We start from the raw sequence: 23,540 nt of genomic DNA on the forward strand, positions 1-23,540 counted from the left end.
GTCTCTAAGGGATTTATCATAGACCGACAAGCCCCCGTTGCGGCATTTTGTCGGTAGGACAGCGTGACGCGGCGGCTGTTCTTCAAAAGATGATTGAATTCATCTTGTTTTGATCCGGCGGCGTGGATATAGGGCGCGTGCGCCCATCGTCCTTCAACAGGGAACCACTCTCGTGACAGCGATTAAGTCTCTTCTGGCCGTCTCCGGCCTCTGCGCCGCTCTTGGTCTCGCGACTGCCGATCTTGCCGAGGCGGCAACCCAGTATCCGCTGACGATCGACAATTGCGGCGCCTCCGTCACCTTCCAGAAGGCACCGGAGCGGGCCGTCGGGCTTGGCCAGAACAGCGCGGAAATTCTTTTGATGCTCGGGCTCGAGGATAAGATGGTCGGAACGGCTTTCTGGCCGAGCAAGGTTCTGCCGGAACTTGCCGAGGCCAATGCCAAGGTGAAGCTGCTGACTGTCGAATTCCCGACATTCGAGAGCATTCTGGCGCAGAACCCGGATTTTGCCGCCGCCGCGCTGCCGAGCCTGATCGGCCCGACCAGCAAGGTTGCCAAGCGCGAGGATTTCGAGAAAGTCGGCGTCCCTACCTATATCTCGCCCAGCACCTGCCTTTCCACCGAAAAGGTGAAGAACGAATACGGCAGCCGCGACCAGCTTTGGAATATGGACCTGCTCTATAAGGAGATCGCCGAGCTTTCGCAGATCTTCGACGTTTCCGAGCGTGGCGAAGCGGTCATCGCCGATTTCAAGGCGCGTGAGGCTGCCCTTCGTTCGAGCGTTGCCAAGGACGGCAAGACACTTTCCTACCTGTTCTGGTTCTCCAGCCAGTCGCCGACCGCCGATGCCTATCTCGGCGGCAAGAACGCGGCCTCCGGCTTTATCGCCGATCTCTTGGGCGGCAAGAATGCTGTGACTGCGGAAGCCGAATGGCCGACGCTTGGATGGGAAAGCATCATCGCTGCCAATCCCGATGTGATCGTGGTCGCCAATCTCGACCGCAACCGTTGGGAGCTGGACAAGCCGGAAGCCAAGATCAAGTTCCTGACCACGGATCCGGCCGTCAGCCAGATCACGGCCGTCAAGAACAAGGCCATGGTCGTGATGGACGGTCAGGCGATGAACCCGACCATCCGCACGATTTACGGCGCCGAACAGGTGGCCTCGCAGCTCAAGGCGCTTGGTCTCCTGAAGTGAGCGAAACGCCACGAACGATTCCGCAGCAAAGCCGGCAGACGGGCCGGCAGAATGGGCGGCAGTTTGCCGTCCTGTTCGGCCTGCTGCTGGCGTCGCTCGCCGCCATCGGTCTCGTGGTCGGGATCAGCGTCGGGATCGGCGACCTGCCGATCCCGCTTTCGACGACCTATGCGGCGATCACCAACCGGTTGGGTTGGACCGCGATCGAGCTCAACCGCATCCACGAGACTGTTATCTGGGACTACCGCCTCAGCCGGGCGCTGGTCGCATCCTTTTGCGGTGCGGGTCTTGCGCTGTCGGGTGCCATCATGCAGTCGCTGCTGCGCAATCCGCTTGCCGAACCCTACGTGCTCGGCATTTCCGCCGGCGCCTCTACCGGGGCGGTGGCGATCGTCATTCTCGGGCTTGGCGCCGGCACGGTGTCGCTTTCGGCCGGGGCCTTTGCGGGCGCATTCGCGGCCTTCTTTTTCGTGGCGCTACTGTCCAACGGCGCGCGCGGCGGGGCGGATCGCACCATTCTTGCGGGCGTTGCGGCATCGCAGCTGTTCAACGCGGCAACCTCCTATATCGTCACCACATCCGGCAATGCGCAGCAGGCGCGCGACGTGATGTTCTGGCTGCTCGGCAGTTTTGGCGGCGTGCGCTGGCCGGAATTCATGCTGGTGTCTGTCGTCGTCGGCGCCTGTCTGATCGTCTGCCTGTTCTATGCGCGGGTGCTCGACGCGTTTGCCTTCGGAGATGAGGCGGCCGCCTCGCTTGGCGTCAATGTCGGGCAGGCGCGGATCGTGCTGTTTGCGCTGACGGCGATCATGACGGCGACGATCGTCTCGATGGTTGGAACGATCGGCTTTGTCGGTCTCGTCGTGCCGCATGCGGCCCGGTTCATCGTCGGGCCTTTGCATATCCGGCTGCTGCCGGCCTGCGCCATCGTCGGCGCGATCTTTATGGTGCTCGCCGATATCGCCTCGCGGGCGCTGATCCCGCAGCAGGTTCTGCCGATCGGCGTCGTGACGGCTTTGGTGGGCGTGCCGTTCTTTTCCGTCATTCTCTACCGGTTCCAGAAGTCGTCATGAGCATCGAAGCGGAAAATCTCAGCTGGAAGATCGGCCGCAAGACCATTCTCGACGGCGTGTCCTTCGCGGCCGAACCGGGCAAGATGGTCGGGCTTCTCGGGCCGAACGGATCGGGCAAGACCTCGCTGCTGCGCCTGATCGCCGGACTGAAGACGCCGCATGCGGGCAAAGTGACGCTCGATGGCCGCGATATCGGCACGATCGGCCGACGCTCGATCGCGCAGAGGGTGGCGTTCGTGGAGCAGCATGCGACGACCAATTCCAGTCTGCGCGTGATCGACGTGGTCAAGCTCGGGCGGTTTCCGCACCGCTCGATGTTTTCAGGCTGGTCGATGGCCGACGACGAGGCGGTGAGTGAGGCGCTGGAACGATCCGGCATGGTGGAAAAGCGCAACGACCGCTGGCAGAGCCTGTCGGGTGGCGAGAGGCAGCGCGTGCATATCGCCAGGGCGCTCGCGCAATCGCCAAAGGAACTGATCCTCGACGAGCCGACCAACCATCTCGATGTCCAGCACCAGATCAGCCTCATGCGGCTGGTTGCCGGCCTGCCGGTGACGAGCGTGATCGCGCTGCACGATCTCAACCACGCCGCGATGTTCTGCGACAGCCTGATCATCCTGCAGCAGGGCAGGATCGTTGCATCAGGGACACCGGAGGAGATCATCACGCAGGAACTTCTGCGGGATGTGTTTTCGGTCGATGCGCGGGTGGAAACCTCGTCGCATCACGGGCGACCGCATATCCACTATCTGCGATAGAAAATCCTTGATTCACACTTCCCTTGCAACGCATTCGTTGTAGGCTCATGTCTTCAGCACGTTGAACAGGCACGGGAGAGAGACGGATGACACACGCCGCTTATGCACTGCAGATCGTCCGCGAATTCGATGTGCCGGCCGAAAAACTCTACAAGGTGTGGACGACGCCGGAACGGTTCGGCGAGTGGTTCTGCCCGCTGCCCTGGAAGGTGACGCAGGCGCGCGCGGACCTTCGCCCCGGCGGCGAGAGTTTTGTGCTGATGCAGGGGCCGGAAGGCGAAACGGTGCCGAATGCCGGAGTCTATCTGGAAGTCGTGCCGAACAAGAAGATCGTCTTCACCGACGCCTATACCGCCGGGTGGGTGCCCTCGGCCAAGCCGTTCATGACCGGCATTATCGAGTTCGAGGATATCGGCGGCGGGCGCTCGCGCTATACGGCGACTTCCGTTCACTGGTCCGAGGAAGACATGATCGCCCACCGCGACCTGGGCTTCGAGCAGGGCTGGGGCGTGGTCGCGGACCAGATGGCCGAGATTGCGAAGACAATGTAGGTTTCACCGAGTCCTTTCAAGCTGTTGGGCCCTATCGCTCGTGTCCTGAGTCCGAACACGGTGCGGCTGACGATGTGAATCCGCTCTAGGATCCAACTGTCTGAAAACGGATTCCTTTTTGCCTATCCACTCAATCGAACGAACCGTTCGAGAAAATCCGGTTTGCGGGATGTCTGTCCGGTGACTATGTGACTGGCATCAGCAACCGGATATCTTCTGACGATGGAACTCGGCCTTTACACTTTCGGTGATCTCGACCCGACCGCGCTCAACAAGGGTGGGGAGGCGGCACGGCGGGTGACGAACCTTCTGGAAGAGATCGAGCTTGCCGACCAGGTGGGGCTCGACGTGTTCGGGCTCGGCGAACATCACCGGGCCGACTATGTGATATCGTCGCCGGCGACGGTGCTTGCGGCGGCGGCCGTGCGCACCAAAAACATCCGGCTGACGAGTGCGGTCACGGTTCTGTCGTCGGAAGACCCGGTGCGGGTGTTTCAGGAATTTGCGACGGTCGACCTCATCTCCGGCGGGCGGGCCGAGATCATGGCCGGGCGAGGCTCGTTCATCGAATCCTTCCCGCTGTTCGGCTACGACCTTGGCGATTACGACGACCTGTTTTCGGAAAAGCTCGATCTTCTGCTGGCGCTTCGCGACAACGAGATCGTGACCTGGCAGGGCGAAAAGCGGGCGCCGATCAATGGCCGTGGCGTCTATCCGCGGCCGTTGCAGAACCAGATGCCGGTGTGGATCGCGGTCGGCGGTACGCCGCAGTCTGTGGCGCGGGCAGGGGCCATGGGCCTGCCGCTTGCGGTCGCCATCATCGGCGGGGAATATCCGCGCTTTGCGCCGTTCTTCAAGCTTTACCGCGAGGCGGCGACGCGGGCCGGGCACGATGCCGCCGCTCTGCCAACCAGCATCGCTGTCCATGGTTTCATCGCCGACACGACCGATATGGCTGCCCAGCAGTTCTACGGGCCGCAGGCTTCTGTGATGGACCGGATCGGTCGCGAGCGCGGCTGGGGGCCGACCAACCGGGCGCATTTCGACCAGGCCCGTGGTCCGATCGGCAATCTCTTTGTCGGCGAGCCGGAGCTGGTGGCGGAAAAGATCATCGCTGCCCACACGGTGTTCGGCATGAGCCGTTTCATGCTGCAGATGGCGATCGGCCTGATGCCGCATGATCAGATCATGCGCGGCATTGAACTCTACGGCACGAAAGTGGCGCCGATCGTCAGAAAAGAGATCGGGAGCCCAAAAAGCATTTGACGGGCCGGGTCGTTGGCGCGAAACCGGCGACCTTACAGAGAGTGGACGCGCGGGACGGATGATCATTTCGAACGAAGACGAGCTTGCAAAGCTCAAGGAGATCGGCAGGCTCTGCGCCCGTGCGGTGGATCTGATGGGCAAGGCGCTCGAGCCCGGGATCACCACCCGCGAACTGGATGCGATCGGCCGCAAGCTTCTGGAAGACAGTGGCGCGCAGTCGGCACCCGAGCATGACTACCAGTTTCCGGGCGCGACCTGCATTTCCGTCAACGAGGAAGTGGCGCACGGAATTCCCGGCGACCGGGCGATTGCGGCTGGCGATCTCGTCAATATCGACGTTTCGGCGCTCAAGGATGGATTTTACGGCGATACCGGCGCGTCATTCTGCGTGCCGCCGGTCAAGCGCGAGGTCGAAAAGCTGTGCCGCGACGGCAAGCGGGCGCTGTGGACCGGGTTGCAGCAGGTGAAGACGGGAAAGCCGATTGCCGGCATCGGCAACGCGATCGGGGCGTTTGCCAAGAAGAACCGCTATACGCTGATCACCAATCTTTCCAGCCACGGCATCGGCCGCTCGCTGCACGAGGAGCCGGGTGAAGTGCCGACATGGCCGGATCCGCAGGAAAGCCGTATCATGGAGGAGGGGCTGGTGTTTACCATCGAGCCGTTCCTGTCTCTCGGCGGCGAATGGGCCGAAGACGGCGACGACAAGAGCGATCCGTGGACGCTCTACAGTGAACCCAAGGCGCCGACCGTGCAGTTCGAACACACGATCGTGGTGACGCGCAACGGGCCGCTGATCCTGACGCTGGCAGACTAGGCTATCCTAGCTCTGTCAGCAGACCGGCCGAAGAGTCGGCCGGGTCGATCCGATCAGCTTTTCTTGTGTTTGCTGCAGACGATATCTAGCCTGCGATAGAAAGCGTCGGCGCGCTCCTGATTGAGCTTGTCCATCATCAGGCTGGTCTGGCGACGGGCAGCGCTTTCGAGCAACTGGGCAAACGCCGCGTTGCCGATCTGGTCGGCCTCGCGCAGCTGCGAGATCAAAGGGTCGGACATCACGTCCGAACGGGTAAGATCCTGGTTCATCAATATAAACTCCATCATCCCTACAAAATCGATCCGAACACCTGAAACGGCATTCGAAGGGTACGATGCGTAGATTTCCTAAAATGAACGCCGGCCGGGACATCCGAATCACCGGAGCCCCTGTCGACCTTCATATAATGCCCGTCATTCGTGTCAGCAAAGCGACAGAAGTCGTGATTTGTGGTGTCGGGAATGGGATTGCAGGTGACCCGAAGTTGAGACTGCCCGACCACCCATCAGCGCTCGTCATCGCAGCGATGACAATTTCTTCATTGTGCAGCGCAACCGCCGCTGGGATAAGGCGACATGTTGCAGATCTCTACGCCTCAGCTTCGAGCCCCCCTTATGATCGGCGTGTCCGGCGGCGTCGCTATGGCGGCGGCGATGGGGTTCGGCCGGTTCTTCTATACACCGGTGCTGCCGGGGATGATCGCGGGCATCCCGATCTCGGCTGCCGACGCGGGCACGATTGCAGCCGGTAACTTTGCGGGTTATCTGGCCGGTGCCGTGCTTTCGGCCTATGCCTGGGCGTCAGGTCGCGAGCGGCAGGTGGCGCTCGGAGGATTGCTGGCGACAGCGGTTCTTCTCGCTGCCATGGGTCTTTCGACATCGGTCACGGTGTTTGTGGTGATCCGTTTTCTCGCCGGGCTTGCGAGTGCGTTTTCGATGATCTTCACCTCGGCCGTGGTGCTGCCGCATGCGGCGGGCCGTCCGACTGTCGGCATGCTGCATTACGGTGGCGTGGGCGCCGGCATCGCGCTGTCTTCGGCGCTTGCCTTCATCGTCAACACGGTGGCGGGTGATGCGGCGCACGGGTGGCGGATCAACTGGTTTGCGGGTGCGGCGATCGCGCTCCTTGTCTTCCTCCTCGTGTCGCGCGGATTGCCGCGGCCGGCCGGGGAGACGCGGGCGCCTGCCGAGCCCAGGCTCGTCTGGAACCGTCCGCTTGTGCTGATAACGCTGTCCTATGGCCTGTTCGGCTTCGGTTACGTGATCACAGCCACCTTTCTTGTCGCGATTGCGCGGATGGGCAATGCCGGGTCGGTGGTCGAGTTTCTGGCCTGGTTCGTCACGGGATGTGCGGCGGCGGTTTCGCTGTTTGCCTGGCAGCCCTTCGTCAGGCGGCTGGGGCTCGGGGCCGCCTATTGCGCCGCCATCGCGTTGCTGTGGCTCGGCGTGCTCGGCTCGGTGATACTGCCTGCGGTTCCAGGTGCGCTGTTCGGCGGGTTGCTGCTTGGGGCAACATTCATGGTCGTTACCGCCTACGGGCTGCAGCTCGGCCGCCAGCTTGCGCCGCAAAGCCCGCGCCGCGCCTTTGCCTTCATGACCGCCGCCTTCGGCACCGGCCAGATCGTCGGGCCGCTCGTGGCGGGGTTTATAGCGGAGCGGAGCGGCAGTTTCACGCTACCGTCGCTGATTGCAGCCGGTGCCCTTGTCGTGTGCGTCGGGCTGGCATTGCCGCTGATCCGGTATGTGCCTCGACGGGACGACTGAGGGCTGATGCTTACATTTATGTAACAATGGTGGGGAGCCATTGCCGCTCCCTTGGAACTGCCTTAGTTTCCGGCCACATCGTCCACCCCGACATCATCCTAGAATCGAACTCAGGAAAGCGCGCGCTCCGTGTTCCACTCCTTCTTTCCCCGACCAAAACTGTTTTTCCTTTCGGCGATCGCATTTGCGTTTGTCGCTGTCCTCGCCTGGTATTTTGTTTTTGCCGGTATCGGCGACAGTCTTGGCTTCGGCGCGCCGGAGGGGGCGGTGGAACCATATGACCTCACCTTCTTCCTGATGCCGTCCAATGTCTTTTTCTATGCCTATTTTGCAATCTGCATGCTGTTGTTCGGCGCCGCATGGAGTTTCATCGATCGCTACAATCCGTGGATCGGCTGGTCGGTGTGGGGATCCCTGTTGATCGTCGCCGTCACCTATTTCGGCGTGCAGGTGACCGTCGTCATCAACAACTGGCGCCGTCCTTTCGGTGATACGCTGATGAACGCCCTGCAGGGCAAGCCGGGGACGACGGCATGGGACTTCTACAGTCTGATGCTGATCTTCGCGCAGGTGGCTTTCCTCAGCATGGCCGTATCGATCCTCACGGATTTCTTCACCAGCCACTACATCTTTCGCTGGCGCACGGCGATGAACGACTTCTACATGTCGAAATGGGAGCAGTTGCGCCATATCGAAGGCGCATCGCAGCGTGTCCAGGAAGATACGATGCGGTTCTCCGCGACGCTGGAAGGCCTTGGCATCACGCTGATCAATTCCGTGATGACCCTGATCGTCTTCCTGCCGATCCTGTTCGGACTGTCGAGCTACGTGACGGAACTGCCGATTATCGGGCAGATACCGCATGCGCTGTTCTGGTTGGCGATCTTCTGGGCAACCTTTGGTACCGTTCTTCTGGCAACTGTCGGCGTCAAGCTTCCGGGGTTGAATTTCCGCAATCAGCGCGTTGAAGCCGCCTACCGCAAGGAACTTGTTTACGGCGAGGACCATGCCGATCGCGCCCAGCCTGCGACGGTCAGAGAACTCTACGGGAATGTGCGGAAGAACTATTTCCGCATGTACTGGCATTACCTCTATTTCAACGTCGCCCGCTATTTCTACATCCAGGCGGACGGGCTTTTCCTGCTGTTCATGCTGGTTCCAACCATCGTCGCCGGCAAGATTACCTATGGTATCTACCAGCAGATCGCCACGGCCTTCGGGCAGGTGTCGAACTCGTTCCAGTATCTGGTCAATTCCTGGACCACGATCATCGAGCTTCTATCGATCCACAAGCGCCTCAAGGCCTTCGAGGCGGCGATCGATGGCGAGCCGCTGCCGGAGATCGACCGGAACTATCTGGTGCGTGAAGCGGAAGGCGGGGAGATGGCGGCGAACAAGCCGACCTGATCGGCTCGAGGCTTCCAGATATTGGACAGCAGTTTTGGCCGCGCCGGGTGCCTAGTCCGGCGCGGTTTCTCGTTCAGGGGAAGGGCAGGCGGCGCAATAAGGGTATTTTGTAGTTCAGGCTTCCGCCTGCCGGGACCGTTTCCGATGATTTTCGGGATGCCGAAAACCGTCACGGCCATCATCGGAACCGGTTCTTTCGAACCTTTTGGTGATGCCGGTTCGCGAACCCGGTTTCCCGCCCGATGACGCAATCATTATCGCCCGGCACGACTGTGTGAGGACGAGCGTTTCTCAGGAAAACGATAATCCGTTGGTTTTAAACGGAGATAACGTGCATTAGCGGATTTTTCGGACGCCTTTAGGCGACAGCTTTGCGGCGGAACCGCATCTGGTTCAGCGTCCAGCCGGCAAGGCAGCCGATGGCGGCGCCCGCAGCCTTGACCAGTGCGTCATCCATATGGGCATGCCGGGAGGGCGACAGGAGCTGCAGCATCTCGATGCCGCCAGCACCGATCAAGAGCAGAACCGCGCAGAATATCCACTGGCGCGGATAGGCGGCGACGAAGAGAAAAGCCATTACCGCAAAGGCCGCCGCCCGGTCGACTTCCACGGGCAGGAGGTCGTGCGGCCGCAGGTCGATCGGCGAGATTGTCACGAAGACGACAGCGGCGAGCGCCAGCCAGGCCATGGTTCTGGCCGGATTTGCGAGAAGGCGGTTTGTCATCAGGGTGTCATACCGAATTGTGCTGCATTGCGAAAATTGAATCGGTGCCCGCGGTTAACGGCGTAGCGGCAGATTGCTACAGGCCGGAGGTTGCCTTGGACTTGGCGCGCTCCGCGATCATGGCAATGGCCTGGGAATAGCTGACGCAGGCGACATCATCCCTGTGGCAGACTTCCGAGACCAGCCGCTCCACCGCCCGCCAATAGGCGCCGCCGTTCATCTCGACGAAGTGAAAGCCGAGCTGCAGGGGAATACGGTCGCCATCATATTCCCGGTCGAAGGCGGCGCGGAATGCGGAATAGGCGCGATCCTCGAAGGTGGACGACTGGCTGGGATTGTCGATGCCGCCGGAATGGCGGATGAAGAGATTGTAGTCCATGGCGATGATCGGCCGCTGCGACGGGCCTTCGGGAATGAGCGGCAGGCCGAAGCGGATCAGCCCGTCCTCCTCTTCCGGCATCATCGGCCCCTTGGTGACAAGGCTTGCATCATAGGTAAAGCCCGCTTTTTTCTCGGCGACAGTCATGCCGGCACTGGTGGCGAAATAGGGGGCGCGGAAACCATGGATGTCGTTCGCCACGAAATCCTTCCAGCCGTCGGGTTCGCTGTCGCCAGCACCGACCGCGGTCCAGGCATTGCCGAGCACGCGCGAGAAGGTCGTCATCTCGGCGCTCCAGTCTGCCGCGGACCAGTCCTTGCCGTCGAAGTGGCCGCAGGTGTGGCTGGAAATGTCGTGGCCTTCCTGATGCGCCTGCCAGATGTGGGAGAGCCGTTCGCGCGCTTCGTCTTTCGTCTGGGCAAAACCGATATTGGAGCGGCCGGGCTTGTGGCCCGGTCCCTGATAGCTCGACCGCTCGGCGCGCGGGATCAGCAGGGTGCAGGACAGGAAGTAGGTGAAGTGGGCGTTGTTGGCCCTCGCAAAATCGCGGCTGCGCTGCCAAAGGTGGTTGGGACCGGCGCCATCGAAGGAGACGATCAGCAACTGTTTCGGCCGCTCGTCTGCGCTCAACGCCGGGGAGGCGAGGCAGAGGCAAAGGGCGATGGAGGAAAAGAGCAAACGCATGGCAACCCGGTACTGTGTCCAAAGGGGAGAATCGAGGCGAATTTCCCTGCGCCCGGATTAAGGCGAAGCTTTGAATTGGGATATGATAGAAGGGACCAAGGCTCCTTGCATCAACAAGCTTGTTTGAGAATTGCGTGAGGGGCCTTACATCCTTAGCAAAATAAGCTATTAGGCGCTCTTTAGATGGATGGGGCCCCAGCAAGGCCGGAGTGATCATGGCGCAGAACGACGACAGCTTTTTCCGTGAGGTCAACGAAGAACTTCGTTCCGACCAGTTGCAGTATGTGTGGAAGCGCTACAGCCGTATCCTGATCGGTGTTGCCGTTCTTGTCGTCCTCGGCACGGCCGGCTGGCGCGGGTACGAATACTGGGAAAACCACGGTTCGTCGCAGTCGGGTGACCGGTTCATCGCGGCGCTCGATCTGGCCTCGAAGGGCAAGAACGATGAAGCGCTGGCAGCGCTGTCTGCGATCGAAAAGGATGGCTCCGGCGCCTATCCGGTTCTCGCCAAGATGCGCGCAGGCTCGGTCCAGGCCGCCAAGGGCGATACCGGCGCTGCCATCTCCACCTTTACCGCGATCGGCGGCGACACTTCAGCGCCGGCCGCAATCCGTGATCTCGCAAAACTGCGCGCCGCATGGCTGCTGATTGACGCCGGCACCTACGATCAGGTGTCTGCACAGGCGCAGGCAATGGCCAACCAGGGCCAGACGCTTGCCAATTCCGCCCGCGAAGCATTGGGTCTTGCCGCCTACAAGGCCGGCAACATGGCGGAAGCCAAGACCTGGTTCCAGCGGATCGCCGAGGATGCCAGTGCGCCGCGCAACGTTGCCAACCGCGCCCAGATCATGCTCGACAACATCGCCGCATCCGGCAAGGCGCCCTGATTTTTCGCCACAGGGCAGCAAGGAACGACTATGAGCTTCACCGTCGCCATCGTAGGACGCCCGAATGTCGGCAAGTCCACGCTCTTCAACCGGCTGGTCGGCAAGAAGCTCGCGCTCGTCGATGACACGCCGGGCGTTACCCGTGACCGCCGTCCGGGCGATGCCAAGCTGATCGACCTCAGGTTCATCATCATCGATACGGCCGGTCTCGAAGAGGTCGGTCCCGATACGCTCGAGGGCCGCATGCGGGCCCAGACCGAGCTCGCCATCGAGGATGCCGACCTGACGCTGTTCGTGGTCGATGCAAAATTCGGCCTGACGCCGCTCGACAAGACGTTCGGCGAACTGTTGCGCCGCAGCGGCAAGCCGGTCGTGCTGGTGGCCAACAAATCCGAAGCCAAGGGTTCCGACGGCGGCTTCTACGATGCCTATACGCTGGGTCTCGGCGAGCCGGTGCCGATTTCTGCCGAACACGGCCAGGGCATGATCGATCTGCGCGACGCGATCGTCGAGGCGATCGGCGAAGACCGGGCGTTTCCGGAAGGCGACGACGACGAGGCCGAGACGGATATCGACGTGCGCGACAGCGTGCTGGGCGAAGAGGCCGACGACGAGTTCGAGCCTGCCTATGACGATACCAAGCCGCTGCGGGTTGCCATTATCGGCCGTCCGAATGCCGGCAAGTCGACGCTGATCAATCGCTTTCTGGGTGAAGACAGGCTGCTGACCGGCCCGGAAGCGGGCATTACCCGCGACAGCATTTCCGTCGACTGGGAGTGGCGCGGCCGCACGATCAAGATGTTCGACACGGCCGGCATGCGCAAAAAGGCCCGCGTCCAGGAGAAGCTCGAAAAGCTGTCCGTCGCCGACGCGCTGCGGTCGATCCGCTTTGCCGAGACGGTCGTGATCGTGTTCGATGCGACCATTCCGTTTGAAAAGCAGGACCTGCAGCTGGTCGATCTGGTGCTGCGCGAAGGACGCGCCGCCGTGCTCGCCTTCAACAAGTGGGATCTTGTCGAAGAGCCGCAGGCGGTGCTGGCCGAGCTGCGCGAAAAGACCGAGCGGCTGCTGCCGCAGGCGCGCGGCATCCGCGCCGTGCCGATTTCCGGCCAGACCGGTTATTCGCTCGACAAGCTGATGCAGAGCATCATCGACACCGACATGGTGTGGAACAAGCGCATCTCGACGGCCAAGCTCAATCGCTGGCTGGAAGGCACGCAGGTTCAGCATCCGCCACCGGCCGTTTCGGGCCGTCGCCTGAAGCTCAAATACATGACGCAGGTCAAGGCCCGCCCGCCGGCCTTCATGATTTCCTGCACGCGTCCCGATGCCCTGCCGGAAAGCTACATCCGCTATCTGACCAACGGCCTGCGCGCCGATTTCCAGATCCCGGGCGTGCCGATCCGCATTCACTTCAAGGCGGGCGAGAACCCGTTCGAAAACCGCCGCAAGAAGCGATAAACCTGCTCGATGATCGCGTTTAGTGCAGAGCGTCGATCATCAGCAGCACGAGCGATTTCGCCAAATGGTTGAAATATAAGCCAGAACGTGGGCTGAACGCAGCGCCCGCTAAGGCATTTCGCGCTCTGCTTGCATTCGGTTCGTCTTTATGATCCACTCCTTCTTGTCGACCCGGTGCTGTGGAGGGCGTTGGGCGGCCTTTTGGGAGGTTTTTCATGATCGTACTCGGTCTGCTGACTGCCGTGGGTCTTGGTGCTGGTGGTATCGGCTATTTCATCTGGCGCGGATAGGCATCAGCGGGACGTGCCGGTTCGACATGCAGGCTAGCGCATAGAACCCCGGCCACAGCAGCAATATTCGGTTATCGCGCAGTCAGCGCCTTGACGCCCTGTACCTTGAGCACGTTGCCGAGAAACTGTTTCGAGGCGGCTTCCCAGGTGTAGCGGCGGGCAAGGCGACTTGCGTCCTCGCGCCGACACGTCAGTGCTTCCAGGCAGGCAAGCCGCAGGTCTTCGTTGAGGGCACCGGCGCCTGAGCCCTGTTCGATGATGTCGATCGGACCCATGACCGGATAGGCCGCGACCGGGACGCCGCTTGCCAGCGCCTCGAGAATGGTGTTGCCGAACGTATCGGTTCTGGACGGGAAGACGAACACGTCGGCCTGGGCGTAGGCGCGTGCCAGGTCTTCTCCCGTTTTCATTCCCGTGAAAAGCACATGTGGGTAGCGCCGTTGAAGGTCGGCGCGGGCAGGTCCGTCGCCGATCACCACCTTGGAGCCCGGCAGATCGAGATCGAGAAAGGCGGGCAGGTTTTTCTCCACGGCGACTCGGCCGACCGTCATGAAGATCGGACGAGGCAGGTCGAACGGCTTTGCCTCGAGTGCCACCGGGTGAAACACCGTCTGATCGATGCCGCGGCTCCAGCGCAGAAGATTTTTCACGCCGAGCTTGTGCAGTTCGCGCTCAAGGCTCGCGGTCGCCACCATGCAGCCGTTGCCGGCATTGTGGAACCAGCGGACGAAGCCGTTGAGCAGCCGGATCGGCACCGGAAAGCGGGCGGCCACATATTCCGGAAAACGCGTGTGATAACTGGTGGAGAACGGCATGCCGTTCTTCAGGCACCAGCGGCGGGCCGCAAGTCCGAGCGGTCCTTCCGTTGCAATATGCACGGCGGATGGCTGAGTTCCTTCGATGGTCGCGGCGACGCTGCGGAAGCTTGCGACCGAAAGGCGGATTTCCGGATAGGTCGGGCAGGGGATGCTCGAGAAATCTAGCGGCGTCACCATCGAGACTTTGATGCCCATGCATGCCAGTTCGCGGTTGGTATTTTCGATCGAACGTACGACGCCATTGACCTGTGGATACCAGGCGTCGGTTACAATGGTAATCCTTGTCATGGTTTGACCCGGCCCCGTTGCCATGCCGGAACCGACTCGCGGCTGCCGACCATGTTTTCCGTTCCTTCATCGGAAAATATTGTAACAGGGCGATGAAGACGCGCTCTCAACGTTTGATTGTCGAAGCCGAACGCTGCTCGCAGCACCCCTCAGCAATGGACTTCCGCGGCCGGGATTGGTAGAGCCCCGGCATGCAGTACAGACCAGAAATCGATGGGCTGCGCGCGATCGCCGTCGTTCCCGTCATCCTCTTCCACACCGGTCTCGGGTTAATGCCGGGTGGCTTTGTCGGCGTCGACGTGTTCTTCGTCATCAGCGGCTACCTGATCACCGCGATCATTCTCAACGACCTGGCGAAAGACCGTTTCAGCATCGTCAATTTCTACGAGCGGCGGGTGCGGCGCATCGCGCCGGCGCTGCTTGTGGTGTGCATTGCCTGTCTGCCCTTTGCGGCACTGTGGATGCTGCCATCGGAACTGGACGATTTCGGCAAGGACCTGTTCCACTCGCTGCTGATGGTTTCCAACTTCGAGCTCTGGGACAATACGGGATATTTTTCGCCCAGTACCGAACTGAAGCCGCTGCTGCATACGTGGTCTCTATCGGTGGAAGAGCAGTTCTATCTGGTGTTTCCGGTGCTTCTGTGGATGGTGCGCAAGCAGACGCGGCGGGTGATCTTCCGCATCGTGGCGATTTTGGCGCTGATCAGCCTGTTTCTGGCATGGCCGGTTTCAAGGGTCGATCCGGTCGCGAATTTCTATCTCCCCTTTACCCGTTTCTGGGAACTTGCCGCAGGCGCGCTTTTGGCGATCGGCGGCATACCGACCCGTTACTCTGAGCGGACCCGATCGGCCCTGGGGCTTGCTGGCCTTATCCTGATCGTCGGCAGTTGCCTGTTCCTGACATCCGAGCTGAAATGGCCGGGACCGGTGACGCTGGCGCCGGTCGTCGGCACGCTTCTGGTGATCGCCTTTGCCGGTCCGGGCAATCTTGCCGGACGGCTGCTTTCGCTTCGGCCGCTGGTGGCGATCGGGCTGATCAGCTACAGCCTCTATCTCTGGCATCAGCCGGTGTTCGCCTTTGCCCGTCTGCGCTCGATGGACATGCTGCCGGGCTGGTCCTACGGGCTGCTGGTGGCGCTCGTGTTTGCGCTGGCAATCGCAAGCTATTTTCTGGTGGAACAGCCGTTCCGGAAGCCGCAGGTCGGCCGTCGCTTGGTGTTTTCCCTCAGCGGGTCCTTAGCGGCGGTGCTGGTGGTGCTCGGCATCGTGACCACCAACGCGCAGGGCTTTCCGGGCCGCGATCCCGTGCTTACAGCCATGGGGGAGCCGAGCCTCGGCATCGGCAAGATCTGCAACGGCGAAGTGCGGCCGGATGTCTGCACGATCGGTCAGGGCCCGGAAATGGCGGTCTGGGGCGATTCGCTGGCGATGCATCTGGTCGACGGGCTGGCGGCGTCCATGCACGATACGCCGTCCGATCAGGGCGAGGGGCTGGTGCAGCTTAACAAGAACAGCTGCGCGTTTCCAACCGGCATCGCGCCCATTCCGCTCAACGATTCCGCGTCATGGCCGCTCGACTGCATTCGTCACAACGAGGCGGTAAAGGCCTATCTTGCAAAGACGCCCTCGCTGCGCACCGTCGTGCTCGGATCGCAGTACCTGACCTATCTCCGATCTGACCGCCGGGTGATGACGGCGCAAGGCCAGGCGATGCGGACGGATTACGGCCGGATGCTTGCCGAGGTCGAGGCGACTGCCGACTGGCTGCGCTCGATCGGTCTGGGGCCGGTGTTCATGGCGCCGCCGCCGCGCGATGGTCGCGATATCGGCCGCTGTGTCGTGCGAAGCGCCATGCTGGATGTTGCAGACACGCCCTGCATGATGGAGCGGGACGAACAGCGCGCCCATGATGCCCTCGTGGAGCGGCTGATGGCGGACGTTTCGAAGCGGTTCCCGGTCGTGTCGCTCGAAGATTATCTCTGCGACGAAAAAAGCTGCCGGGTTGTGGATGACGGCGTTTCGCTGTTCCTCGACGACGAGCATTTTTCGCATCTGGGGTCGATCCATCTCGGTAAGACGCTCGATCTCTACGACGCGCTGACGGATGCCGCGCAACACGGTTGCGAGGCTGGCGTGAAGGTGGGCGAGCCGAAAGGGATCTGCCAGCTCAAGCCGACACATCCGGTCGCGGTGGTTCAGCCGGGCAGAAGCTCCGGACTGATCAGCGCGCCGTGATGGCCGATGACGGTGGCGGCGACTGCGGCGCCGTAGGCTGCGGCTTCGTGCGGTGTGGCGCCGCTTAAGTACTTCGACAGGAAGCCGGCGTTGAAACTGTCGCCGGCGCTGGTCGTGTCGACCACCTTGCCGGTGGTGACGGCCGGTGCATGACCGGTCACGCCCGACAGGCTGAAGGTTGCGCCTTCTGCGCCGTTCTTGACCACGACATCCGTGACGCCGAGACCATGGTAGCGGGCGATCGTATCGGCCACCGTGGCATCGCCGAAATAGGTCGCTTCATCGTCGAAGCTTGGGAGAACGATGGTGGCGGCTCTTGCGCCATCCTCGATCGTCTTCAGCATGATGTCCCGGCTCACCCACAGGCGCGGGCGAAGGTTCGGATCGAAGGCGACCGTCTTGCCGGCGGCCTTGGCGCGGCGCAGTTCCGATAAAAGCGTCTCGACCGCTTCCGGTGCCAGGATGCCGAGCGTGATGCCGGAGAAATAGATGATGTCGGCGGTTTCGATTGCCGAGCGCAGGTGCTCGGCGTCGTCTGCGAGCTTGCGCGCGGCAGCGCTGTCGCGCCAGTAGCTGAAGGTGCGCTCGCCATCCTTGAGGGTGATCAGGTAGAGGCCGGGCGTCTTGCCGGGGATGCGGCGGATGAGGCCGGTGCCGATGCCGGCTTTCTCCATCATCCCAAGCATATCCGACGACATCGGATCGTCGCCGACTGCGGTCAGGTAATCCACCGACCAGTCTTTGGAGAGGCAGGCGCGGGCATACCAGGCCGTGTTGAACGTATCGCCGGCAAAGCCCTTGCGCAGCAGGCCTTCACCCGCCTGCGACAGTTCCACCATGCATTCGCCGATCGAAAGAAGCTTTCCGCCCAATTGTCATCCCTCCCATGGGTTTGACGCTCGAATAAGCTGAAGCGTCCGCCATGACAAGAGTGTGTGGCGGTTCGTTTCCGCGTTGTCTTTTGATGGCATGGCTCTAGTTTGGGACCAAGGTTGGAATGAGCGATTTTCAAGAAGGAGCATTGTGGAATGGTATTGGAGACCACGAGGGACACCACTCGCAAGGTTGACGGCAACTGGTGGCGCGGTGCGGTGATCTACCAGATCTATCCGCGATCCTTCCAGGACACGACCGGCGACGGACTGGGCGATATCAAGGGGATTACCCAGCGCCTGCCGCATGTGGCTTCGCTCGGCGTCGATGCGATCTGGCTGTCGCCGTTTTTCACCTCGCCGATGGCCGACATGGGCTATGACGTTTCCGATTACTGCAATGTCGACCCGATGTTCGGAACGCTTGCCGATTTCGATGAGATGATGACAGAGGCCCATCGCCTTGGCCTCAAGGTGATCATCGACCAGGTCATTTCGCATACATCCGATCGGCATCCGTGGTTTATCGAAAGCCGCTCGAGCCGCACCAATCCCAAGGCCGACTGGTATGTCTGGGCCGACCCCAAGCCCGACGGCACGGCTCCGACCAACTGGCTGTCGATCTTCGGCGGACCGGGCTGGGAATGGGACGGCGTGCGCAAGCAGTATTACATGCACAACTTCCTGATCTCGCAGCCGGACCTCAACTTCCACAATCCCGATGTGCAGGACGCGATGCTGGATACGGTGCGCTTCTGGCTCGACCGCGGCGTCGACGGCTTCAGGCTCGATACCGTCAACTACTATTTCCACGACAAGCAACTGCGCAGCAACCCGCCGATGGTCTACGACACCGACGGCGCCGGCATGGAGACGGATACCAATCCGTATTCGATGCAGAACCATCTCTACGACAAGACGCAGCCGGAAAATATCGGCTTTCTGAAGCGGTTGCGGGCGCTGCTCGACAGCTACGACAACCGCGCCTCGGTGGGCGAAGTGGGCGACGGGCCGCGTTCGCTGAACACGTTGGCGCTCTATACGACCGGCGACGACAAGCTGCATATGTGCTACACGTTCGACCTGCTGGGCCCGGCGTTTTCTGCCGCCTATATCCGCAAGGTGATGCAGACCGTGCTCGATACGGTGGTGAACGGCTGGGTGTGCTGGGCGTTTTCCAACCACGACGTGGTTCGTCATGTTACCCGCTTTACTGAGGATCCGTCCGAGCAGGACCGCGTCGCCAAATTGTCTGCAACGTTGATTTCGGTGCTGCGCGGTTCGATCTGCCTCTACCAGGGCGAGGAGCTGGGCTTGAGCGAAGCGGAACTGACTTACGAGGATCTGCGCGACCCCTACGGCATCCGCTTCTGGCCGGCCTTCAAGGGCCGCGACGGATGCCGCACGCCGATGGTGTGGGAAGCGGGCGAGGCCCATGCGGGCTTCAGCGAGGGCGCCAAGACCTGGCTGCCCATTCCGGCCGATCACGCCAGCCGTTCGGTGGATGCGCAGGAGGCAATGCCGGATTCGGTGCTGCAGCACTACCGCGAAACCTTCGCCTTCCGCAAAAACCACCATGCGCTGATCGACGGCGACATGACGTTTATCGAGACCAACCAGGACCTGCTCGCCTTCGTCCGCGAAAAGGGCGGTGAGAAGCTGCTGTTCGTGTTCAACCTGACCCGCGAGCCGCAAAACTTCGTGCTGCCCAAGCGGATGGGCGACGTGATGCCGGTCGATCTTCCGGGGTTTGTGTCGAAGCTGGAAGCGGGTGCCGTGAAGCTCGATGCGCTGGATGTGTTCTGCGCGCGGGTGTGATGGCGTAGGTGTGAGTGGGATGGGAGGGGGAGGCAATCTTCCCCTCTTTCCTGTGATTGCCACAGGAATTTTGCCGACGCGTCGGTAGGGCGACGACGGTTCTTTCAGCCCAAGGACTTGGGCTGGCTGGGTTCCTGTGACGAGCACAGGAATGCGGGAGCGTAGGGGACTGTCGGCGCAAAACTATCGGCGCCGTTGCCTGTGGATTGGTGCGGGAGCAAGACATTTTGGTGGTTCAACGCCCGTTGATCCCCCACCGCTTTCCCCAATCAGATCTCCTCGATCCGTCGGTCGTCTTCGGGGAGGATCGAGAGTTCGCGCCAGTCGATTTCCTCGAGCAGGAGATTGTATTCGTCGACATTCAACTCGTAGGAGGCGCGGAGGTTTTCGAGTTCGGTGCGTTGTCCGGCGATGAACAGAAGTACCAGTCGGCGGTAGGTGTCCATCGACGCGGCACGGTCCGGGTCGTCGAAGGCCTGGTGTTCCATCGTGAGCTTTGCGCGCAGTTTTTCGGCTTCTGTTCCCGTCTCGCCGTCGAGGCGGCCGATGCCTGCCTTGACGACGCGGCGGCGCATCTCAGACAGTTCCTGCGCGCTGGTATGGCGCCGGTCGAGGCCGAGCCAGCGGATGAGCGGTGACAGCGTCAGGCCCTGCAGGACGAGCGTGGCGATGACCACGGCGAAGGCGGTCAGCACGACCATGTCGCGTTCGGGGAAATCGGCGGGAAGCGCGTAGGCCGTGGCAAGCGAGAGGAGGCCGCGCATGCCGCACCAGGAGGCGAGGATCGCCTGTCTGGTCGATGCCGGTTCCTCGCGTCCGTCGCGACGTGCCCGCCAGGCTTCGATGCGGTTATAGGCGAGGCAGAGCGCGAAGCGGGTGGCGATGACGATGGCGACGATCACGGCGGAAAACAGCAGGGCTTCGGCGAAATGGCCGACCTCCATGTCCGCGTAGATGTCGCGTACCTGCATGCCCATCAGCAGGAAGGCAACGACGTTGAGGACGAAGACGACGACCGTCCAGACCGCGTAGGACTGCACCCGCATGCGCGCCGACGACAGGCTTTCGCTGGTGCTGGCGATCGTCATGGCGAAGGTGACGATGGCGAGCACCGCAGACAGTTCCAGATGTTCGGCGAGGATCCACAGAAGGAAGGTCTGGACGAATTGCAGGAGATTGCCACCAAGCGTGCCTGTGACGTAGGCCGACAGGCGGCGGATTACCAGCGCCGCGACCCAGCCGAGCAGGATGCCGCCGGGAACGGCAAGAACGAGATGGGTCGTTACTTCGCGATCAAGCCCGCCGGCCGACTGGACCGCAAGGGCTGCTCCAAAGATCAGAAGTGCTGCCGCATCGTTGAACAGGCTTTCGCCGCGCAGGATGGCATCGGTGGTGCGCGGCACCGACATGGTGGAGAGGACGGCGGTGGAGGCGGCGGCGTCCGGCGGCGCGACGATGGCGCCGAGCACGATGGCGGCCGCAATCGGCAGGCCGGCCATCACATAGCCGGCGACCGCGACCGTCGCCGTGGTGACGACGACGCCGCCGAGCGCAAAGACCACGAGCGGCAGCCAGAAGCGCCTTGCGGTATTCAGCGGGAAATCGAAGGCGGCATCGAGCAAGGCCGGCGCGATAAACAGCGCCAGCGCGATCTCCGGATCGAGCGCGAAGTAAGGCGCGCCCGGCACCAGCGCCACCGCGACGCCTGCCAGCGCCAGCATCGACGGATAGGGCACGGAGAGCCGCCGCGACACCTGCAACAGCACGATCGCGACCAGCATCAGGATGAGCAGGCTTTCGAAAAAGGTCATGGGGGTGGCGTCATTCGCTGCAGGGGTGATCGACCGGGCGCGTCACAGCGCATCCGTCGATGCATCATGTAGGGCAGGCGGACGAAAGGGAAAACGGTTTTCGGGCGGGATGAGGGTGATGGCGGGTCCGCGTGGGAAGCGGGATTTGGGCGATTCCAGGTCCAAGGTCTGTTTCGAACGGCATTGCTCCGGGTTGCAGGACGCGATATCTGCTGGGGGCAAGAGCTTTGCATCGATCCAGCCAGATGGAGATGCAAAGCCGGCAGCGCTCAACAGGTGATGGACCGATGGCCCGCAAGAACAGAGATGAACCGGCTTCATGGGACGAGGCTGCGCCGGAGCCCGTGTATTGTCCCATGTGCGAGCGGGTGATCCCGGAGGATCAGCAAGAAAAGCATTATCTTGTCCCCAAGAGCAAGGGCGGCAAGGAAACGGTTTGCCTGCACCGCATCTGTCACGACCAGATCCATGTGAATTTGACGGATGCCCAGCTCGCCAAGAAGTTCTCGACGATCGAGGCTATCCTTGAAGACCCGGCGATACGGACATTCGTTGCCTGGGTGAAAACAAAGCCTCCGGGGTATGCGGCTCCGCCGAAGGAGCCGCGACAGGGTCGGGGACGCGGGCCGAAAGCTTAAAGTCAGACGATGGCCCGGGCTGATATCGGACGCCATCAAGTGTGCGGTGGGCGTAGATGCTGGCGAAGTCCGCCGACGCCGTCGTTCCCTTCTTTGGATCGTCTGCGCACAGGTTTCTCCGGGCAAAACAAGCGGTTACCCTTGCGGTCTTAATCCGGACTATCTACGACCGGGGCAAACGTAAGGGATTTTCATGAGCAGAATTATTTTGGTTGTTTTGGTTGTTCTCATCGCAGCGACCGGGTTTATCGGGCAGCGCTGGTATAGCTACGTGTCGAACACGAGTTCGGCGTATGACGAGGTCGGTATCGAGATCAACAGCCGTCTGCCGGGACCGTTGAACAAATGGGGCTGCGACAAGCTGCATGCGACGTTCGGCGAGGTGCCGCCGCCCTATGGCTGCGCGAGCGCCGACGGGACGTCCTGGCGCTGAGTGGACGGGCCTGACTTTGCCTGGATGGTGAGGGCAGCCTCGTTTTCACATCGTTACAAAGAAAAAAGCCCGCGATCGCTCGCGGGCTTTTTTGATGCTTGAAGGGCTGATGTTCCGATCTCAGTCGAAATGCAGCTCGCGTTCGCCATTTTCGTCGCGGATGCAGGTCTGCAGGCCGATCTTGTTCAAGATGTTGAGGAAAGGCTTTGGCGCCAGTTCTTCGACGTTTGCCATCTTCTTCACATCCCATTCACCTGATGCCACCAGCATGGCGGCGGCGACCGGGGGAACGCCCGCGGTATAGCTGATGCCCTGGGAGCCCACTTCGTTATAGGCTTCCTTGTGGTCGGCGACGTTGTAGATGAACACCGTGCGTTCCTTGCCGTCCTTGATGCCCTTCACGAAATCGCCGATGCAGGTCTTGCCTTCGTATTCCGGCGCGAGCGACGACGGGTCGGGCAGGCAGGCCTTGACGACCTTGAGCGGCACGACTTCGGAACCGTCGGCAAGCTTGACCGGCTGCTCCGAGAGAAGGCCGATCGACTTCAGGACGGTGAAGACGTTGATGTAGTGATCGCCAAAGCCCATCCAGAAGCGCACGTCGGCGCCATCCATGTTCTTTGCCAGCGAATGCACTTCGTCATGGCCGCAGAGATAGGCGCGGCGGGTGCCGACGACCGGCAGGTCGTAGTCCTTGCCGATTTCGAACATCTTGTTGACGGTCCATTCGCCGCCCTGCCAGGCGTAGACGACACCGGTGAATTCGCGGAAGTTGATTTCCGGATCGAAGTTGGTGGCGAAATACTTGCCGTGGCTGCCGGCATTGATGTCGACGATGTCGACGTCGGTGACCTTGTCGAGATAGTCGTCCTTGGCGAGCCGCGCATACGCGTTGACGACGCCCGGATCAAAGCCTGCGCCGAGGATGGCGGTGATGCCCTTTTCCTCGCATTCCTGCGCACGCTTCCACTCGTAGTTTCCGTACCACGGCGGGGTTTCGCAGATCTTGTTCGGCTCTTCGTGGATGGCGGTGTCGATATAGGCGACGCCGGTATCCATGCAGGCGCGCAGCACCGACATGTTGAGGAAGGCGGTGCCGACATTGATGACGATCTGGCTGCCGGTCGCCTTGATGAGGGCTTTGGTGGCTTCGATGTCGAGGGCGTCGAGGGCGTGGCCTTCGAGCTTGCCTTCGGTCTTCATCGCCATCTTGTCGTGGACCGAGGCGATGATGGCATCACATTTCGACTTGGTGCGGGAGGCGATATGGATATCGCCGAGCACGTCGTTGTTCTGGGCGCATTTGTGCGCCACGACCTGGGCGACGCCACCGGCGCCGATGATGAGTACGTTCTTTTTCATGGTGG

Annotated in this window: 21 protein-coding genes; 14 read left to right on the forward strand and 7 right to left on the reverse strand. The window is 61.6% G+C overall.

The window, feature by feature from the left end:
- Positions 1-172 precede the first annotated feature (172 nt).
- The 6 genes from G6K99_RS09430 (at position 173) to map (ending at position 5,663) form a co-directional block, all read left to right on the forward strand.
- Positions 173-1,198, forward strand: coding sequence for an ABC transporter substrate-binding protein (locus tag G6K99_RS09430; protein ID WP_174196382.1), 1,026 nt, complete (start codon positions 173-175; stop codon positions 1,196-1,198).
- Positions 1,199-1,269: 71 nt separating this feature from the next.
- Positions 1,270-2,271 (forward strand): iron ABC transporter permease, encoded by a 1,002-nt coding sequence (locus tag G6K99_RS09435; RefSeq protein ID WP_202048828.1) that lies wholly within the window; start codon positions 1,270-1,272, stop codon positions 2,269-2,271.
- A complete protein-coding gene (locus G6K99_RS09440; RefSeq protein ID WP_062582826.1) occupies positions 2,268-3,029 on the forward strand; it encodes an ABC transporter ATP-binding protein in 762 nt (253 codons plus the stop codon). Before G6K99_RS09435 ends, G6K99_RS09440 begins: the two co-directional genes overlap by 4 nt.
- 86 nt (positions 3,030-3,115) lie before the next feature.
- Positions 3,116-3,580 (forward strand): SRPBCC family protein, encoded by a 465-nt coding sequence (locus G6K99_RS09445; protein WP_174196383.1) that lies wholly within the window; start codon positions 3,116-3,118, stop codon positions 3,578-3,580.
- A 222-nt stretch (positions 3,581-3,802) separates the two neighbouring features.
- Positions 3,803-4,846: an LLM class flavin-dependent oxidoreductase gene (locus G6K99_RS09450; RefSeq protein ID WP_174196384.1), complete on the forward strand. Its 1,044-nt coding sequence runs from the start codon at positions 3,803-3,805 to the stop codon at positions 4,844-4,846.
- Between the two features lie 58 nt (positions 4,847-4,904).
- The gene (gene map / locus G6K99_RS09455) at positions 4,905-5,663 is read left to right on the forward strand and encodes a type I methionyl aminopeptidase (RefSeq protein ID WP_113167190.1); all 759 of its coding nucleotides are present in this window, start codon (positions 4,905-4,907) and stop codon (positions 5,661-5,663) included.
- Positions 5,664-5,716: 53 nt separating this feature from the next.
- Here the strand turns inward: map and G6K99_RS09460 are convergent, their stop codons facing one another.
- Positions 5,717-5,932, reverse strand: coding sequence for a hypothetical protein (locus tag G6K99_RS09460; protein WP_062455558.1), 216 nt, complete (start codon positions 5,930-5,932; stop codon positions 5,717-5,719).
- Positions 5,933-6,238: 306 nt separating this feature from the next.
- Between G6K99_RS09460 and G6K99_RS09465 the strand changes: the two genes are divergently transcribed.
- Complete coding sequence (locus G6K99_RS09465) at positions 6,239-7,426, forward strand: YbfB/YjiJ family MFS transporter (protein ID WP_174196385.1); 1,188 nt, start codon at positions 6,239-6,241, stop codon at positions 7,424-7,426.
- Positions 7,427-7,555: 129 nt separating this feature from the next.
- Positions 7,556-8,833: a peptide antibiotic transporter SbmA gene (sbmA, locus tag G6K99_RS09470; protein WP_062455562.1), complete on the forward strand. Its 1,278-nt coding sequence runs from the start codon at positions 7,556-7,558 to the stop codon at positions 8,831-8,833.
- 358 nt (positions 8,834-9,191) lie between these two features.
- Here the strand turns inward: sbmA and G6K99_RS09475 are convergent, their stop codons facing one another.
- Both G6K99_RS09475 and G6K99_RS09480 read right to left on the reverse strand, forming a co-directional pair.
- The gene (locus G6K99_RS09475) at positions 9,192-9,557 is read right to left on the reverse strand and encodes a VanZ family protein (RefSeq protein ID WP_174196386.1); all 366 of its coding nucleotides are present in this window, start codon (positions 9,555-9,557) and stop codon (positions 9,192-9,194) included.
- 76 nt (positions 9,558-9,633) lie between these two features.
- Positions 9,634-10,620 carry a polysaccharide deacetylase gene (locus tag G6K99_RS09480; protein ID WP_174196387.1) on the reverse strand — a complete coding sequence of 329 codons (987 nt, stop codon included), beginning with the start codon at positions 10,618-10,620 and terminating at the stop codon, positions 9,634-9,636.
- 215 nt (positions 10,621-10,835) lie between these two features.
- Between G6K99_RS09480 and G6K99_RS09485 the strand changes: the two genes are divergently transcribed.
- Together G6K99_RS09485 and der are read left to right on the forward strand one after the other, a co-directional pair.
- Entirely contained in the window at positions 10,836-11,507 is a 672-nt protein-coding gene (locus G6K99_RS09485; protein WP_062455572.1) for a tetratricopeptide repeat protein, read from the forward strand.
- A gap of 30 nt (positions 11,508-11,537) precedes the next feature.
- Positions 11,538-12,968, forward strand: coding sequence for a ribosome biogenesis GTPase Der (gene der / locus G6K99_RS09490; protein ID WP_062455575.1), 1,431 nt, complete (start codon positions 11,538-11,540; stop codon positions 12,966-12,968).
- A gap of 361 nt (positions 12,969-13,329) precedes the next feature.
- On the opposite strand, the gene G6K99_RS09495 is transcribed toward der, so the two are convergent.
- Positions 13,330-14,364, reverse strand: a complete 1,035-nt coding sequence (locus G6K99_RS09495; protein ID WP_174196388.1) for a glycosyltransferase family 1 protein — start codon at positions 14,362-14,364, stop codon at positions 13,330-13,332.
- A 191-nt stretch (positions 14,365-14,555) separates the two neighbouring features.
- Here G6K99_RS09495 and G6K99_RS09500 point away from each other — a divergent pair, with 191 nt between their 5' ends.
- A complete protein-coding gene (locus tag G6K99_RS09500) occupies positions 14,556-16,601 on the forward strand; it encodes an acyltransferase family protein (protein WP_174196389.1) in 2,046 nt (681 codons plus the stop codon).
- On the opposite strand, the gene G6K99_RS09505 is transcribed toward G6K99_RS09500, so the two are convergent.
- Positions 16,562-17,473 carry a sugar kinase gene (locus G6K99_RS09505; RefSeq protein ID WP_174196390.1) on the reverse strand — a complete coding sequence of 304 codons (912 nt, stop codon included), beginning with the start codon at positions 17,471-17,473 and terminating at the stop codon, positions 16,562-16,564. The genes G6K99_RS09500 and G6K99_RS09505 overlap by 40 nt on opposite strands.
- Before the next feature lie 156 nt (positions 17,474-17,629).
- On the opposite strand from G6K99_RS09505, the gene G6K99_RS09510 reads away from it, so the two are divergent.
- Entirely contained in the window at positions 17,630-19,291 is a 1,662-nt protein-coding gene (locus G6K99_RS09510) for an alpha-glucosidase family protein (protein WP_174196391.1), read from the forward strand.
- Between the two features lie 269 nt (positions 19,292-19,560).
- Here G6K99_RS09510 and G6K99_RS09515 read toward each other — a convergent pair whose 3' ends face one another.
- Positions 19,561-21,102: a sodium:proton antiporter gene (locus G6K99_RS09515; RefSeq protein ID WP_092660281.1), complete on the reverse strand. Its 1,542-nt coding sequence runs from the start codon at positions 21,100-21,102 to the stop codon at positions 19,561-19,563.
- Positions 21,103-21,389: 287 nt separating this feature from the next.
- On the opposite strand from G6K99_RS09515, the gene G6K99_RS09520 reads away from it, so the two are divergent.
- Together G6K99_RS09520 and G6K99_RS09525 are read left to right on the forward strand one after the other, a co-directional pair.
- Positions 21,390-21,740 (forward strand): restriction endonuclease, encoded by a 351-nt coding sequence (locus G6K99_RS09520; RefSeq protein WP_092661059.1) that lies wholly within the window; start codon positions 21,390-21,392, stop codon positions 21,738-21,740.
- Positions 21,741-21,933: 193 nt separating this feature from the next.
- On the forward strand, positions 21,934-22,173 hold the full coding sequence (locus tag G6K99_RS09525; protein ID WP_113110776.1) for a hypothetical protein: 240 nt from the start codon (positions 21,934-21,936) through the stop codon (positions 22,171-22,173).
- 120 nt (positions 22,174-22,293) lie between these two features.
- Here G6K99_RS09525 and G6K99_RS09530 read toward each other — a convergent pair whose 3' ends face one another.
- Entirely contained in the window at positions 22,294-23,535 is a 1,242-nt protein-coding gene (locus tag G6K99_RS09530; protein ID WP_174196392.1) for a saccharopine dehydrogenase family protein, read from the reverse strand.
- Between the last annotated feature and the right edge of the window lie 5 nt (positions 23,536-23,540).

This window comes from Neorhizobium sp. AL 9.2.2 (genome assembly GCF_013317225.1).
In the GTDB taxonomy this organism is placed as follows: domain Bacteria; phylum Pseudomonadota; class Alphaproteobacteria; order Rhizobiales; family Rhizobiaceae; genus Neorhizobium; species Neorhizobium soli.